This is a genomic window from Ilumatobacter fluminis (assembly GCF_004364865.1).
GTDB lineage: Bacteria > Actinomycetota > Acidimicrobiia > Acidimicrobiales > Ilumatobacteraceae > Ilumatobacter > Ilumatobacter fluminis.
The window spans coordinates 3,450,078-3,465,670 of the sequence record NZ_SOAU01000001.1 but is presented as its reverse complement, the minus strand read 5'-3'; the positions used below and the strand labels follow the sequence as shown (position 1 = coordinate 3,465,670).

Sequence of the window (15,593 nt, the reverse complement as noted above, 5' to 3'; positions counted from 1 at the left end):
CGACCCGGACTGACACATGACAGCAGTATTCACTGGGGGGGAGGAGTCGGATCACGGCTCCTCCTCCCTCCGGGGCGAACGCGGCTCCATCGCTCGCCGCGAGCGGCGGTGGGGGCTGTTCTTCGTCTCGCCCTGGATCATCGGCCTCTTCGCCTTCTTCCTGATCCCGATCGTCGCCTCGTTCGTGCTCAGCTTCACGAACTACACCCTCGCCTCCACCGAGCCGACCGAGTTCGTCGGCCTCGACAACTGGAAGCGGATGTTCGACGACCCCCGTGTCTCGCACGGTTTGTGGGTCACCCTCAAGTTCGCGTGCTTCGCCGTCCCGCTCGGCATCTTCGTGCCATTGGCCCTGGCCTACCTGCTCACCGCGAAGCACCTCTGGGGGCGCGGCTTCTTCCGCGTCCTGTTCTACCTCCCCTCCATGGTGCCGTTCATCGCCGCCGTGATCGTCTGGCGCTTCTACCTCAACCCGCAGTCGGGTTGGTGGGCGAAGTTCCTCGGCTGGTTCGGCGTCGACTCGCCCGACTACCTCCGGTCGTCCGCCTGGATCATGCCGACCCTCGCCTACATCGGGCTGTGGGGCATCGGCAACGCGATGATCATCTTCATCGCATCGCTCAACGGCGTGCCGCGTGATCTCTACGAGGCGGCCAGCATCGACGGCGCCGGCACATGGCGCCTGTTCCGTGACGTCACCTGGCCGATGATCTCGCCGATCACCTTCTACAACATCGTGATCCTGCTGGTCGGCCTCGGTCAGTACTTCCTCGTGCCGTTCGCGCTCACCGATCGCAACGGCGGCGTCGACAACATCGCACTCTTCTACACGATGCACTTCTACAACGAGACCTTCGTCAACTTCCGGATGGGATACGGCGCGGCGCTCGCCTGGGCGATGTTCATCGTCGTCTTCTCGCTCACCCTGCTGCTGTTCTGGTCGGCGAAGTACTGGGTGCACTACGAGTACGAGGAGCGCTGATGACCGTCACCTCCGATCCCCCCACCGCCGAGCAGAAGCAGCGGAAGCTGCCGAACCTGGGCAAGGAACCGACCACGACGTACAGCGAGCTCGACGGCCGCAGCAAGCGCTTCCTCTGGGGATCGCTGCTGACGATGTTCACGATGGGCATCGTTGTGCTGTTCCTGTTGCCGTTCGGCTACATGTTCGTGACCTCGCTCAAGACCGAGTCGCAGATCGCCCAGGGCACGATCCTGCCGAAGTCGGCGGTCACCGCCGAGTACGCCGACGCCCAGTTCGACCTGGTTCGCATCACCGGACCCGACGGCGAGCTCCAGGCGATCACCCTGCTCCCCGAAGGAGCCGGTGGCGCCGACGCCGAGGTCTTCGACTGGGACGGCAGCTGGGACACGTTCCTCGCCGAACTCGAAGCAGCGGGCGCCGATCCGGCCGACGTGACGGTCTACTCGGCCGGCACGACCGGTCGCTCGGGATCGGGCGTCAGCCTGCTCATGCCGGGCCAGGACGCGGCGGTGCTCATCAGCGGCGCCGCAGCACCCGAACCGCTCGAGTTCGACGGCTCGACCGAGTCACTCGATGCCGCACTCGTCGAGTCGGGCTACGCCATCGACCAGGTCGCCCTGTTCGCGATGCCCGACCCCGACGGGGGCAATCCGTCGCTCGCGCTGTTGCGCCCGGGTGCCGCGATCAACGCCCTCGTGCCGGTCGACCAGTTGCCGACACGCGTCGACTGGGACTTCACCTACGAAGGCCTCGGCCCGGTCGTCGAGGAACAGCTCGGGATCTCGCTCGACGAGGCCGTGCTGTACACGGTGCCGGCCGCCGACGGGAGCCTGAACGGTGTCGGCATCATCTCGCTCGACGGCGACCCGTCCGCCTTCCTCGACCCTGCCGTGCAGGCGCCCGAGGCGGTCGACACCGGCGACGCCGCCCTCGCGACGACGCTCGACGAGACCTTCAACGTCGAGGTCCGCCAGCTCGAGTTGTACGAGGTCCCGACCGACGACGGCACGGTGCAACTCGCCCTGCTCGAACGCGGCGCCGAGTCGAGCGTGTTCGTCGATCCCGACGACGTCGACGCCGAGCCGATCGTGTGGGAGGGCCGCATCCAGACCATCGATCCGGTCCTCGAGTTCGACCCGACGCTCAAGAACTACCCCGACGCGTGGCGTGCGATGGACTTCGGCACCAAGCTCCGGAACACGGCGATCATCGCCGGTCTCGGCATGGCGGGCACGATCATGTCGTCGACGCTCGTCGCCTACGGCCTGTCGCGATTCCGGATGCCGTTCAAGGGGCTAATCATGCTGTCGCTGATCGCGACGATCATCCTGCCGCGGTTCGTCACCCTGGTGCCGACCTACATCGTGTTCGACCGGCTCGGCTGGATCGGCACGTGGTGGCCCCTGATCATCCCGCACTTCTTCGCGAACGCGTACAACGTCTTCCTGCTGCGGCAGTTCTTCCTGACGATCCCGCGCGACCTCGACGAGGCGGCGGCGATCGACGGTGCCGGGCCGCTGCGCACCCTCCTGACGGTGATCCTGCCGCAGGCGAAGGGTGCGTTGCTCGCCGTGGCGCTGTTCCACTTCTTCTTCGCCTGGAACGACTTCCTCGAGCCCTTGCTCTACCTCGCCGCACGGCCCGACCTGCAGCCGATCTCGATCGGTCTGTACCAGTTCCTCGGCCTCTACGACGCCAACATCCCGCTCATCCAGGCGGGCGCCTTGTTGGGCATGTTGGTGCCGATCCTGGTCTTCCTCGGCCTGCAGAAGATCTTCCTCAAGGGGATCGACCTGTCGGGCTCGGTGAAGTAACCGGCCTCTCGGGGATGGCGGATCTCCCCCTCGACCCGCCATCCCCGGAGTACCCGCCGGTTGGGCGCGCGCCGCAGCGATCGTGGACAATCGTCCGATGACCGAGCAGCCGGCCGACGCGCCACGGAACCCGATGGCCGATCACGTGATCAACAAGATCGGTCTGCACGCCCCCGACCCCGACGGGCCGTGCGGCAACCGGTTGCACCTCCATGTGTCGCCGATGGTGCTGGAGGACGACGGCCATGTCGACTTCGGGGTGCTCGGCGTGTTCTGTGACATGGCCTCGTCGCAGGCGGTCGACATGGGCCCGTTCCTGCATGCCGACATCAGCATCAACCGAATCGCCCGGCCGACGGGCGAGCGACTCTTCGCCACCGCGACGGCGTTGCGTTCGGGCAAGCGGACGACGATCGTGCACCTCGAGATCCTCGACGACGCCGGGGTCCGTGTCGCCGAGAGCACCCAACAGATCGTGACGATGAAGCCGTCACCCGAGATGGCGGCGGCGATGCACGACGGCGATCGCGAGGCGTGGCGCAAGAGGTTCATGTCGGCGTTCGACGGTGAGTGCCGCCTCGACGGCCGACTCCACGACATCATCGGCATCGAGCGCGAGCCCGGCGGCACGACCTGTCGGATGTCGCTCAGCGGCGCGAGCCGCAACGGCTTCGGTGGGCTGCACGGCGGTGTCGCCTTCGATCTGGTGACCGAAGCCGCCGTCGGTGCCGCGGGCGAGTCGTCGCAACCCGGGGGAGCGCTGCTGCGTTACCTCGCACCGGCCACGGTCGGTCCGTTCCGTGCCGTCCCGACGGCGCACGCACGCGACGACGGCTCGACGTTCGCCATGGTCGAGGTCATCGACGAAGGCCAGGACGACCTGCGCTGCATCGTCGCCGAAGTCCACCTCACCACCCCCACCCACCCGACCAAGGCGTGAACAAACTGCGGAATCATTCCGCAGTTTGTTCACGCATTCGGCCAGGGGTCAGCGCGGGAGGCGTGGCCAGAGGGTGGCGAGGGCGGTGTCGACCGTGTCGATCGTGCGGAGGTCGTCGATCGAACCGTCCGCCAGCAGTTCGTCGATCAGCGCCGCCAGTTCCGGATGTTCGGTACGCGCCCGCTGATCGGCGGTGCGGCCGGGGAAGTGCCGCAGCGTGAACGACATCGGCAGGAACCGGGCGAACGCCGCCAGCCGGGCGTGCTCGCCGGTGAACGGCCCGGTGGCGGCCGGCAGGCGCTCTCGGGTCAGGGCGTGGCCACCCCAGAGGTCATCGAGGCCCTCGTAGAACTCGTCACCGGCGGCGAAGTGGACGTGGGCGACCTTGAGCAGCATCGATGTCGAGATGCACATGATGCACGGCTCGAGGGTGGTGTAGACGTGCAGACCCTCGGCGTTGAAGCGGTCGAGCGCAGCAAACGCGTTCATCTCGGCGTGCGCCGTCATGTTGCCCGACAGCAGACCGGGCTCCCGTTCCGTCTGCGCGACCCGGTTTCGGCCGGACGACACGATCGAGCCGTCGGCCGGGTCGACGACGGCGGCGCCGATCCCGAAGTTGCCGGCGACCCACGACGCCCACGCCTCCTCGAACGCCACCCGCCACGGCTGCTCGAGGCCGGCGATCATCGGGTCAGAGGATCTGGCTGAGGAAGAGCTTGGTGCGTTCTTCTTGGGGGTCGGTGAAGAAGTGCTCGGGGCTGCCGACCTCGACGATCTCGCCGTCGGCCATGAACACGACGCGGTCGGCGACCTCGCGGGCGAAGCCCATCTCGTGCGTCACACAGATCATCGTCATGCCGTCGTTGGCGAGGTCCTTCATGGTGTCGAGGACCTCTTTCACCATCTCGGGGTCGAGTGCCGACGTCGGCTCGTCGAACAGGACGACCTTCGGCTTCATCGCCAGGGTGCGGGCGATCGCCACACGCTGCTGCTGGCCACCCGACATCTGTCCCGGGTACTTGTTGGCCTGCTGCGGGATCTTCACCCGCTCGAGCAGCTCCATCGCCGTGGCGTCGGCCTCGGCCTTCGGGATCTTGCGAACGTTGCGCGGTGCCAGCGTGATGTTCTCCATCACCGTGAGGTGCGGGAACAGGTTGAACGACTGGAAGACCATGCCGGTCTCGCGTCGGATCTCCTGGATGTTGCGCACGTCGTCGGAGAGCTCGATGCCGTCGACGACGATCTTGCCGCGGTCGTGGCGCTCGAGCCGGTTGATGCACCGGATGAGCGTCGACTTGCCCGAACCCGACGGGCCGATGACGACGACCACTTCCTGCTGGCCGACCTTGAGGTCGATGTCTTTCAGTGCGTGGAAGTCGCCGAAGAACTTGTGCATCTTCTCGACTTCGATCATCACCTGCCCGGTGCCGCCGGTGATCTCGGTGGCATCGGTGTTGACCGTGGTGGGACTCATGGGTGTTGCTCCTGATCCGGATCTCAGCGGCTGGTGTCGAGTCGCTTCTCGAGGAGGCGGCTCTCACGGGACATGTTGTACGAGAAGGCCCAGAACCCGAACGCCACGAACAGCAGCGTGACGGGGGCGAGGCCACGCCCCAGGAACTGGGGCTGGTTGTTGGCGATCGTCGATGCGCCGAGGAACTCGAGGACGCCGGCGGCGAACAGCAGCGAGGTGTCCTTGAAGAGGGAGATGAACTGGCCGACCATCGCCGGGATGACGGCACGCAGCGCCTGCGGCAGCACGATGAAGCGCTGCATCGGCCCGGGGGCGAGGCCGAGCGCCTGCGCCGCCTCGGTCTGGCCCTTCGCCACGGCCTGGAGGCCGCCTCGCACGATCTCGGCGATGTAGGCGGCGGAGAAGCCAGCGATCACGACGATCGCGAGCGTGAGCGCCGCCGGTGTCTCCCACGACGGCGGGAGGAAGAACGGCAGGAAGACGATCGAGAAGATCAGCAGCGACAGCAGCGGCACGCCACGCACGAACTCGATGAACAGCACCGACGTGGTCTTGACGACCGGCAGATCGGAGCGCCGCCCGAGTGCGAGCAGGATGCCGAGCGGCAGACCGAGCACGATGCCGATCACCGCCGTGAACACGTTGACGTAGAGGCCGCCCCAATCCTTCCAGCCGAACCCCTCGAAGCCGATCGAGGCGATCGCGAAGTAGGCCGCCACACCGATGACGATCGGGATGATCCAGCGCACGGCCTCCTGGGCGCCGGAGGTGGACGGGTCGCCGCGGCGGAACTCGGTGAAGGCCCAGGAGAACAGGACCAGGCCGACGACCACGCCACCGAACTTCGAGGTGCCGGCGACCACCAGCATCGACGCGATCACGAGCAGGGCGGCGACGTAGCCCGACCGGAGCCGGACGGCGGCGGGCGACGCCCAACCGACGTACCGGGCGACGATCGCCGTGGCGACCGAGGTGACCACCAGGATCATCGGGGAGATCGTCTTCGCGAACGAGGCGAACACGACCAGGGCGAGGATGATCGGCCAGAACCGTCGCAGCAACCCGAGGAGCGACTGCGGCTCCACGCCGACGCCCTGGAGCCTGGCCTGTTCGAAGCTGGTACGTGCACGCGCCCCGCTCGCGAACCCGATCGCGAACATGAGCAGATACCCCTGCACCCACAGACGCCACAACTCGTCGTCGGGGAAGCTGCCGATCATGAACACGCGCAACGTGTCGCGGATGATCGTGAAGTCGGCGTCGATCAGCCAGGTGATCGAGAAGTAGGCGACCCAGAGCACGATCAGACCGAACACGACCGTGATGACCGAGTTCAGCTTCGAGTTGAAGAGGTTCTTCTTGACCCACTCACCCGGCGGCAGGTGCGGGACCGATGGGTGGTCGTCGAAGGGGACCTGCGGATCTTCTCCACCCATGTGTGTTTCGACGAACTGATCAGCCATGTCAGCGCCCCACGATCTGGAGTCGACGGTTGATGAGGTTGCCGATCAGCGACAGGATCAGCGAGAGCAGCAGGTACATCAGCATGAGCAACAAGGTGAGCTGCGGTGCCGGGAGCGACTGCCCGTTCAGGTTCTGGATGATCGACGTGGTCTCGGCGAAGCCGATCGCGAGCGCCAGCGAGGTGTTCTTCGAGAAGTTCAGGAACTGGTTGATCAAGGGCGGGAACGCGATGCGCATCGCCTGCGGCAGGATCACGAACCGGTAACGCTGGAAGCTCGACAGCGCGAGCGCCTCGGAGGCCTCGACCTGCCCCTTGTCGACGGCCTGGATGCTGCCGCGCACGATCTCGGCGATGTGGCTGGCGGTGTAGAGCACGAGACCCGACACGAGTGCGGCGTACGGCATCTGCATCCAGATGCCGCCGGAGAACTCACGACCGTTCTCGCTGAGGAGCGGCTTGGAGAAGTCGGCCGGCCCGCCCAGCACGACGTAGGCGACCACGGCGATCGCGAGGAACGTGCCGAGCCCCCACAGGATGCGGTGGTGGGCGGCGCCGGTCTTGACGTGGACGTTCGTGCGCCACACGCCGACGACGACGGCGGCGACGAGGGCGATCAGGATGATCCAACGGAATGCCACGAAGTTGTCGAGGCCGACGACCGACGGGAAACCGAATCGGGCGTTGTTCAGCACGAGCCAGCCACCGAGCGGTCGCCACGATTCGGTGGCTCTCGGGAACGAGGTGAGGTAGACGCCCGACCACACGAAGATGATGACGACGAGTGGCGGGATGTTGCGGAAGAACTCGACGTAGGCGGTCGCTGCCTTGCTGAGCAGCCAGTTGGTCGAGAGGCGGGCGATGCCGATCAGGGTGCCGAGCAACACCGAGAGCGGGATGCCGACGATGATCGCCCGGATCGTGTTCATGAAGCCCGCGACGAGGGCTTCCGACACCGTGTCGGCAGGTGAGAGCGGGTTGTCGGCAATGGTGATGCCGGCGGGTTGGTCGAGGAAGTCGAAGTTGAGTTCGAGGCCGATCCGGTCGGTGCGGGTGGTGAAGTTGCCCCACAGGAACCAGCCGACGGCGACGACGACGATCGCGAACGCGATCTGGGCGACGACGGCGATGACCTTGGTGTCGCGCCACGGCGGCGCGAGCTGGCCGTTGGCCTTGTCGTAGCGGCGTTGGCGGATCATCGCCCAGATCTGGTTGCCCAGCCGGTAGATGACGTAGCCGAGTGTGGCGGCCACGCCAGCGCCCAGGAGCCAGAGCAGGCTCATCACCAGCGTGGTGGCATCGATCGCGAGCATCACGATTCCGGTCCTCGTTTCCCCATCGTCCATCCCCTTCGCGGCGCGTCGACTCGCGCCTCGGTCCGACGAGGGCCCGGCCGGTCGACCGGCCGGGCCCTCCCGTTCAGGTGTGTCGGGCCCGGGTGGGCCCGACACACATCAGTGTCCGATCAGCGGAACGGCGGCACGTACTGCAGACCACCGTTGGTCCACAGATCGTTCGGGCTGCCCTCCAGCGTGAGACCGATCGGGGCCAGGTTGGCCTCGAAGATCTCCTGGTAGTTGCCGACCTGCTTGATCACCTGATAGGCGAAGTCGTTGGGCAGGCCGAGGCCGAGGTCCTTGACCGCCTCGTTGCCGTCCGCGTCGGTGACGGGCTGGCCGAGGAACGTCAGGATGTTCGAGTCCTCGCTGGTGAGGAAGTCGTCGACGTTGGTCGAGTCGATGCCGTACTCCCACGCCTGGATGGTGGCCATGGTCGCCCAGTCGACGACCTGCGCCCACTGGCTGTCACCGTCGGCGACTGCGGGGCCGAGTGGCTCCTTCGAGATGATCTCGGGGAGGATCGTCGTCTCCATCTCCATGCCGGCGGCGAACGAGGCGAGCTGCGACGCGTCGGAGGTCCAGGCCTCGCACTGGCCGGCCTGGAAGGCCGGGTTCAGCTGGTCGTTCGACTCGAACTCGAGCGCCGTCATGTTGAGACCACGGTCGGTCGACACGGCGTTCAGGTTGGTGAGGGTCGTGGTACCGGTCTGCACGCAGACGGTCGCTCCGGCGAGGTCTTCGAGGGTGGTGAAGCCGGTGTCGGCGGGCACCATGAAGCCCTGGCCGTCGTAGAACGTCGTGTGCAGGAACGTGGCCTGCTCGGCGCCGTCGCGGCTGGCGGTGCGGGTGGTGTTGCGGATCAGCACGTCGATCTCGCCCGACTGCAGCGTCGGGAATCGCTCGGCTGCCTCGAGTGCCTTGATCTCGATCGCTTCGGAATCGCCGAGCACCGCGGCGGCGAGTGCACGACAGAAGTCGATGTCGAAACCGGACGCTTCACCGGTCGCGGCGTCGATCGAGCCGAAGCCCGCGAGGCCGTTGTTGCCGCCGCACACGAGCGTGCCGCGGTCCTGGACCGCAGCGAGCACGCTGCCGTCCTGGGTGACCTCGACCGTGTCGTCGGTCGAGTCGTCACCGCTGTCGTCGCTGCTGTCGTCGCTGTCGGCGGCGCTGTCGTCGGTGGCGACGTCGTCGTCGCCGTCATCGGCATCGTCGTCGTCGCCTCCGCAGGCTCCGGCAACGAGTGCAACCGCTGCCAGGCCGGCTGCGAACTTCCAGCGCTTGGTCGTGACCGTTCGGGTCATCTGTCCTCCCATGTAGGTGTGTGCGGGCGCACGCGTGGTCGTGCCCCCATGTCCACGCTGCAGAACCGGGAGTCGCACATCGATCGGGAACCATCGCGACGCCACAGTTGTACAAAGCGTTCAAGCGACACTAGCAGTCACGTGTTGCGTGCTTGTCAAGACCCTGTGTGGTCGCCGCCCGCGGAATCCGGCATCATGGCGGGCATGACGAACCACGCCGCAGTAGCGGTTGCGAGCTCTGTCCCTACGTCTGCCGAGGTCGTCGGCGTCCCGGTCCGGTCGTCCGGCACGGTGCCTCGCCAGCTCGGTCTTTCGCGCTCGGCGCTCGAGGCGAACGGGTTCACCGGCGCTGCCGGCCAGGTGCTCGCCGTGCCCTCGTCGAAGGGCGCGACGATGGTTGCCGTCGGCGCTGGTGACGGCCTGAGCGCGAACGAACTCCGCGACGCGGCCGCCGCGCTCACCCGAGCGTGCGGCAAGCGCGCCTCACTCGCCACGACGCTGCCGATGGTGGCGGCCGACGACGTGAGCGTCGCCGCGGCGGCGCAGGCGGTCACCGAGGGCGTCCTGCTCGCGAGTTACCGCTACGTCGGTTCGAAGAACGATGCGTCGATCGCGAACCCGCTCACCGATGCGACGCTGGTGATGCCGGCCAAGGCGTCGAAGCAGGCGAAGGAGGGCGTGACCGCCGGCATCGCCACGTCGAGGGCCGCCCGGCTCGCCCGCGAGCTCGCGAACACGCCGCCGAACCTGTTGAACGCTCGCGACATCGCCGCCCAGGCGGTCGAGCTCGGCGCCGAGTACGGCTTCGACGTCGAGGTGTTCGACAAGGACCAGCTGACGGTGCTCGGTTGTGGCGGCATCCTCGGCGTGAACGCCGGCTCCACCGAGCCGCCGCGCATGGTCAAGCTCACCTACACCCCGCGCCGCCCCAAGGCCGACGTCGCACTCGTCGGCAAGGGCGTCATGTACGACTCCGGCGGTATCAGCATCAAGCCGAGCAACCCCATGCACGCCCTCATGAAGATGGACATGTCGGGTGCGGCTGCGGTCCTCTCGACGATGACGGCGCTGCGCGACCTCGGCTGCCGCAACCGGGTCACCGCGTGGCTCATGTGCACCGACAACATGCCGTCGGGCTCGGCGCTCAAGCTCGGTGACGTGCTCACCATTCGCAACGGCAAGACGGTCGAGGTGCAGAACACCGACGCCGAGGGCCGCCTCATCCTCGCCGACGGGCTGTCGCTCGCCGCCGAGTCCGAACCCGACGTGATCGTCGACATCGCGACCCTCACCGGCTCGGCCATGGCAGCGCTCGGCACCGAGTACGCCGCGGTCATCGGTTCGTCGCAGCCGGTCGTCGACGCGTTGATCGCGTCGGCCGACACGACCGACGAACCGCTGTGGCAGATGCCGCTGGCGCGCGACAAGTACCGCAAGCTGCTCGACTCGGTCGTGGCCGATATGCGCAACATCGGCGGCCCGTACGCCGGGGCCACGACGGCGGCGATCTTCCTGTCGGAGTTCGTCGGCGACGTGCCGTGGGCGCATCTCGACATCGCCGGTCCGATGAACGCCGAGGGCGACGCCGGGTGGAAGTCGAAGGGTGCGGTCGGGTTCGGCACGCGCCTGCTGGTCGACTTCGCCTGCGGCTTCGAACCGGCCTGACGAGCCGCTCGCTCGCCGCCCGCTCGCCGGTCGTCAGCTCGCCAGGGCGGCCGCCTCGCTCGCGCGGGCGGCGGCCGTGGGCGGCACGCCCAGTTCGACGAGGCGCTGCTCGATCCGACGGCGATCGAGCTGGATCGTGCGGCGGGTCCACTCGTAGTGGGCGCGTTGTACGTCGTCGGGAAGGCGGCTGAGATGCCGCTGCGCGACGTTCGGCAGTCTGCGACGGACGACGAACCCGTCGGGCGTCGGCTGGGCGAGTCCGAACATGACGCAACGGTGGAGCGCCTTGCCGAACGGCGAGTTCGCTCCCTTGGTGTACGACAGGCCCATCGTGGTCGCCGTGTGGGCGAGGTCGATCACGAACCCATCGGGGTCGCGGTCGAACTCGTCGGCGAGACGGCGCATGATCAAGGTGGCGGTGGGTCCGATGACGCTGAGCCAGTAGCGCTCGGCATACGCACTGCGCGGGTCGTGCCCGTTGGCGTCGACGACCGGATCGGCCCAGGGCCGAATCCGAGCGTGCGGCGTCCCGGCGCCGTTCGACGGTGTGGGTGTCGGCGGTGTGGGTGTCGACGCAGTGGGTGTCGACGCAGTGGGCGTTGGCGGTGTGGGTGTCGACGGTGCGGGCGTTGGCGGTGTAGGTGTTGACGGTGTGGTGTCCAAAACGGTCTCCAGGAGCGAGGTCGTCCGGAGGGAAGCCGGTGCCCACAGGAAGGTGACGGGACCGCCGTTGCGGAAACCGGACCCATGGGGACGTCGCCCCGGTTCGGCGGATCGGCTCGGAGACGGCACACTGATCGGATGAACGTGGAGGCTGCTGCACAGGCGATTGCCGACGCCGAGCGGATCGTGGTGCTCACCGGCGCCGGGATCTCGACCGACTCCGGCATCCCCGACTTCCGCGGGCCGAAGGGGATCTGGACGAAGAACCCCGCCGCCGAGAAGGCCTCGCACATCAGCCACTACCTCGACGACCCCGAGGTCAGGCGAGCGGCATGGCTGAACCGGCTCGACGCCCAGGTCTGGACGGCCGAACCGAACCTCGGGCACGAGTGCGTCTACGAGCTCGAGCGGCGCGGCCGCTTGCACGCCGTGGTGACCCAGAACGTCGACGGGCTGCACCAGGCGGCGGGGCACGACCCCGAGAACGTGATCGAGGTGCACGGCACCGTCCGATTCACCCGATGCTGGAACTGCAACGACCGGCGCCCGATGAGCGAATCGCTCGATCGTGTGCGGGCCGGTGAGGCCGATCCGCCGTGCCTCGTCTGTGGCGGCATCTTGAAGTCGGACACGATCAGCTTCGGACAGTCGCTCGTCCCCGAGGTGATCGACCGCGCCCTGCGGGTGAGCGAGGAGTGCGATCTCATGCTGGCCATCGGGTCGACGCTGAGCGTGTACCCGGCAGCCAACTGTGTGCCGACGGCGAAGCGGACCGGATCGACCGTGATCATCCTCAACGGTCAGCCGACCGAGATGGACCGCCACGCCGACCACCTGCTGATCGGCCAGATCGCCGACATCCTCCCCGACCTCGTACGACGTACGAAATAACACCAACTTGACGTTCTCGTGACGATCCCCCGGCCGAGGGGCATGTCTCACTAGGTTCCCGGGCTGCATGCAGCTCACCCGCCCGTTCATCCGACTGCCGTATCAGTTCGACGCCGAACGCCTCCGCGCCGACGTCGACGCCCTGCCGGACGAGGCGTGGCGAGGCCACCCGACCGGCCATGTCGGCAACTCAGCGGTGCTGCTCGTGTCGACCGGTGGCGACCCGACCGACGACACGATCGGTGGGGTCCAGGCCCCGACGCCGTGGCTCGATCAGAGCCCGTACCTCGCCCAGGTGGTCGCGGCGTTCGGCGTCCCGGTCGGTCGAACGCGGCTGATGCGCATCGACGCCGGGGGAGAGGCGACCCCTCACTTCGATGCCCACCTGTACTGGAAGGATCGCGTGCGGATCCACGTGCCGATCATCACGACACCCGACGTGACGTTCGTGTCGGGTTCGGCGAGCACCCACATGGCCGCCGGTGAGTCGTGGGTCTTCGACACCCTGGCCATCCACAACGTGGTGAACCCTGGCGAACAGAGCCGCGTGCACCTCGTGGTCGACACCGTCGGCACGCCGCAGCTGTGGGAGCAGATCCGCTCCGGTGCTGATCCGATCGAGGTGCCGTTCGACCCGAGTCGCCGACCGGTCGTGTTGCCCGAGCAGACCAACCTGCCCGATGTGATGCCGCCCGGTCAGCAGCAGGCGATCGCCGAGGATCTGTTCGAGTTGCTGCCCGACGGCGACGCAGCCGCCTCGCTCCGGTCGGCATGCACCGGGTTCCTCGACGCGTGGAAGACACTCTGGGCGCTCCATGGCCCGTCACCACATGCCGCCGGCTACCGCCGGGAGGTCGACCGGTTCGCCACGGAACTCGGCGGCTTGCCGGATGCCCGACTGCCGTACAACGGTGCCTCGGCCGCATCGCTCGCGATGTCGTGGCTTGCACGCTCGGCGCTCACCGACGCACCCGACCCCGCAGCATCTCGGGTCGTCGTCAGCGAACCGGCGCCACTCGAACCGAAGACGTCGCCGGTCCGCGCCGCCGACCCGCGATTCGACCGACCCGTCATCATCGTGTCGCCCCCACGGGCGGGCAGCACCCTGCTCTTCGAGACGCTCGGCAATTCGCCCGACGTGTTCTCGATCGGCGGCGAGAGCCATCAGCTGATCGAACAGTTCCCGGCGCTCCGACCCGACCACCACGACTGGCACTCGAACGAGCTGTCGGCCGCCGATGCGACCGACGCGGTCGTTGCCGCACTCCGAGACGCCTGGTTCGAGCGGCTCGTCGACCGCAACGGTCAGCCGCCGCCGATGAACGCGACCGGCCTCCGGTTCCTCGAGAAGACCCCGAAGAACGCGCTGCGGATCGAGTTCCTCGACACGGTGTTCCCCGATGCCCGCTACGTGTTCCTGTCACGTGGCCCGCGCGACGAGATCAGTTCGATGATCGACGCGTGGCGCTCGGGCGGCTTCGTCACCTATCCCGAGCTGCCGGGTTGGACCGGGCTGCCGTGGTCGCTGCTCCTGACGCCCGGGTGGCAGGACCTCGTCGGCAAGTCGGTCCAGGAGGTGTGCGCCGCCCAATGGGAGTACACCACCAACAAGATCCTCGACGACCTGGAACGAGTCGCTCCGGGACGGTGGACCGTCGCCGGCTACGACCGACTCGTCGCCGATCCGTTGCCCGAGATCGAGCGGATTTGTGCCGCCGTCGATCTGTCGTGGGAACACGACCTCGCCGACCCGTTGCCGCTCTCCCGCCACACGCTCACGCCGCCGAACCCCGACAAGTGGCGCATGAACTCGACCGAGTTGAACGAGGTGCTTCCGCGGCTCAAGGCGACGGCCGAACGTGCCGCCGCCGTTGCGTCGACGGCGGCCGGGACGGCCCCAGCGGCGACGTCGCGGCCGAAGCGCCCCGCCCCGACCGCCGGCGGGAAGCACCCGTTGGCGAGCGTGCACACCGGCACCGTGCCGGAGTTGCTCGCCAAGGCGAACGCCAACGTGCTGTTGTCGACGTACCAGAGCGGCCGGATGATCACGCTGCGGTCGATGGACGGCGTGCTCAACACCCACTTCACTGCGATGCCGCGCCCGATGGGGATGGCGGCCAAACCCGGCGGTCACCTGGCGGTCGGCACCGCCAACGAGGTGTGGACGTACCGCGATCAGCCGGCGGTCGCCGCGAAGATCGAACCGGCAGGCGCCTACTCGTCGGCGTACGTGCTGCGGCAGCGACACGTGACCGGCGACATCTCGATCCACGAGATGGAGTACGACGCCGACGGCGAATTGTGGATCGTGGCGACCAAGTTCTCGTGTCTCGCCACCCTCGACGCCGATCACAGCTTCGTGCCGCGCTGGCGACCTCCGTTCGTGACCGGCCTGAGTGCCGACGATCGCTGCCATCTCAACGGCATGGCGCTGCGCGACGGCCGCCCCCGCTACGTGACGGCGTTCAGCGAGTCCGACCAGGCGCAGGGCTGGCGCGACACCAAGGCGTTCGGTGGGCTGATCATCGACGTGGACGCCGACGAGATCATGACCCGAGGCCTCTGCATGCCGCACTCGCCCCGCTGGCACCGTGACCAGCTGTGGGTGCTCGAGTCGGGCAAGGGGTCGCTCAGCCGGATCGACCCCGACACCGGCGACGCCGAGGTCGTCACCACCTTGCCCGGCTTCACCCGCGGGATGGAGTTCATCGGCCGCTACGCCCTGATCGGATTGTCGCAGGTGCGCGAATCGGTGTTCGCCGGGCTACCGCTCACCCAGAGCACCGAGCCCCGCCACTCGGGGTTGTGGATCGTCGATCTCGAGACGGCGGCGACGGTCGGGTTCGTCCGGTTCGACGGCCTCGTCCAGGAGGTGTTCGACCTCCAGGTAATCACCGGCGACGGTCACGCCCACCTCGTCGATCTCGACGCCGAACAGCACGTCCGCTCGTTCGTCGTCCCGACTCAAGCGCTGGCCTCAGCGGGCTGACCAGGAGTTTCGCCTCAAGTTCTCCCAGCACAACACCGATATCGACCTCGTGCGGCTGGGCGCACA

Annotated in this window: 12 protein-coding genes; 6 read left to right on the top strand and 6 right to left on the bottom strand. The window is 67.6% G+C overall.

Annotated features, from left to right (window positions below):
• Positions 1-16 precede the first annotated feature (16 nt).
• The 3 genes from BDK89_RS15675 (at position 17) to BDK89_RS15665 (ending at position 3,739) form a co-directional block, all read left to right on the top strand.
• Entirely contained in the window at positions 17-982 is a 966-nt protein-coding gene (locus tag BDK89_RS15675; RefSeq protein ID WP_133869847.1) for a carbohydrate ABC transporter permease, read from the top strand.
• Positions 982-2,799, top strand: coding sequence for an ABC transporter permease subunit (locus BDK89_RS15670; RefSeq protein ID WP_133869846.1), 1,818 nt, complete (start codon positions 982-984; stop codon positions 2,797-2,799). The genes BDK89_RS15675 and BDK89_RS15670 overlap by 1 nt, the downstream gene beginning before the upstream one ends.
• A gap of 97 nt (positions 2,800-2,896) precedes the next feature.
• A complete protein-coding gene (locus BDK89_RS15665) occupies positions 2,897-3,739 on the top strand; it encodes a hotdog family protein (RefSeq protein WP_133869845.1) in 843 nt (280 codons plus the stop codon).
• Positions 3,740-3,787: 48 nt separating this feature from the next.
• On the opposite strand, the gene BDK89_RS15660 is transcribed toward BDK89_RS15665, so the two are convergent.
• The 5 genes from BDK89_RS15660 to BDK89_RS15640 all read right to left on the bottom strand — a co-directional run bounded on the left by BDK89_RS15660 (position 3,788) and on the right by BDK89_RS15640 (position 9,319).
• A complete protein-coding gene (locus tag BDK89_RS15660) occupies positions 3,788-4,426 on the bottom strand; it encodes a nucleoside deaminase (RefSeq protein ID WP_133869844.1) in 639 nt (212 codons plus the stop codon).
• A 4-nt stretch (positions 4,427-4,430) separates the two neighbouring features.
• Positions 4,431-5,213 carry an amino acid ABC transporter ATP-binding protein gene (locus BDK89_RS15655; RefSeq protein ID WP_341785683.1) on the bottom strand — a complete coding sequence of 261 codons (783 nt, stop codon included), beginning with the start codon at positions 5,211-5,213 and terminating at the stop codon, positions 4,431-4,433.
• A 23-nt stretch (positions 5,214-5,236) separates the two neighbouring features.
• The gene (locus BDK89_RS15650) at positions 5,237-6,676 is read right to left on the bottom strand and encodes an amino acid ABC transporter permease (protein WP_133869843.1); all 1,440 of its coding nucleotides are present in this window, start codon (positions 6,674-6,676) and stop codon (positions 5,237-5,239) included.
• 1 nt (position 6,677) lies between these two features.
• A complete protein-coding gene (locus BDK89_RS15645; protein WP_243839256.1) occupies positions 6,678-7,988 on the bottom strand; it encodes an ABC transporter permease subunit in 1,311 nt (436 codons plus the stop codon).
• 152 nt (positions 7,989-8,140) lie between these two features.
• A complete protein-coding gene (locus BDK89_RS15640) occupies positions 8,141-9,319 on the bottom strand; it encodes an amino acid ABC transporter substrate-binding protein (RefSeq protein WP_133869841.1) in 1,179 nt (392 codons plus the stop codon).
• A gap of 204 nt (positions 9,320-9,523) precedes the next feature.
• Between BDK89_RS15640 and BDK89_RS15635 the strand changes: the two genes are divergently transcribed.
• Positions 9,524-10,984: a leucyl aminopeptidase gene (locus tag BDK89_RS15635; RefSeq protein WP_243839187.1), complete on the top strand. Its 1,461-nt coding sequence runs from the start codon at positions 9,524-9,526 to the stop codon at positions 10,982-10,984.
• Positions 10,985-11,017: 33 nt separating this feature from the next.
• Here BDK89_RS15635 and BDK89_RS21840 read toward each other — a convergent pair whose 3' ends face one another.
• The gene (locus BDK89_RS21840) at positions 11,018-11,389 is read right to left on the bottom strand and encodes a hypothetical protein (protein ID WP_166657261.1); all 372 of its coding nucleotides are present in this window, start codon (positions 11,387-11,389) and stop codon (positions 11,018-11,020) included.
• 396 nt (positions 11,390-11,785) lie between these two features.
• Between BDK89_RS21840 and BDK89_RS15625 the strand changes: the two genes are divergently transcribed.
• Together BDK89_RS15625 and BDK89_RS15620 are read left to right on the top strand one after the other, a co-directional pair.
• Positions 11,786-12,538, top strand: coding sequence for an SIR2 family NAD-dependent protein deacylase (locus tag BDK89_RS15625; RefSeq protein WP_133869838.1), 753 nt, complete (start codon positions 11,786-11,788; stop codon positions 12,536-12,538).
• 67 nt (positions 12,539-12,605) lie between these two features.
• A complete protein-coding gene (locus BDK89_RS15620) occupies positions 12,606-15,527 on the top strand; it encodes a TIGR03032 family protein (RefSeq protein WP_133869837.1) in 2,922 nt (973 codons plus the stop codon).
• The last annotated feature ends 66 nt before the right edge of the window (positions 15,528-15,593 follow it).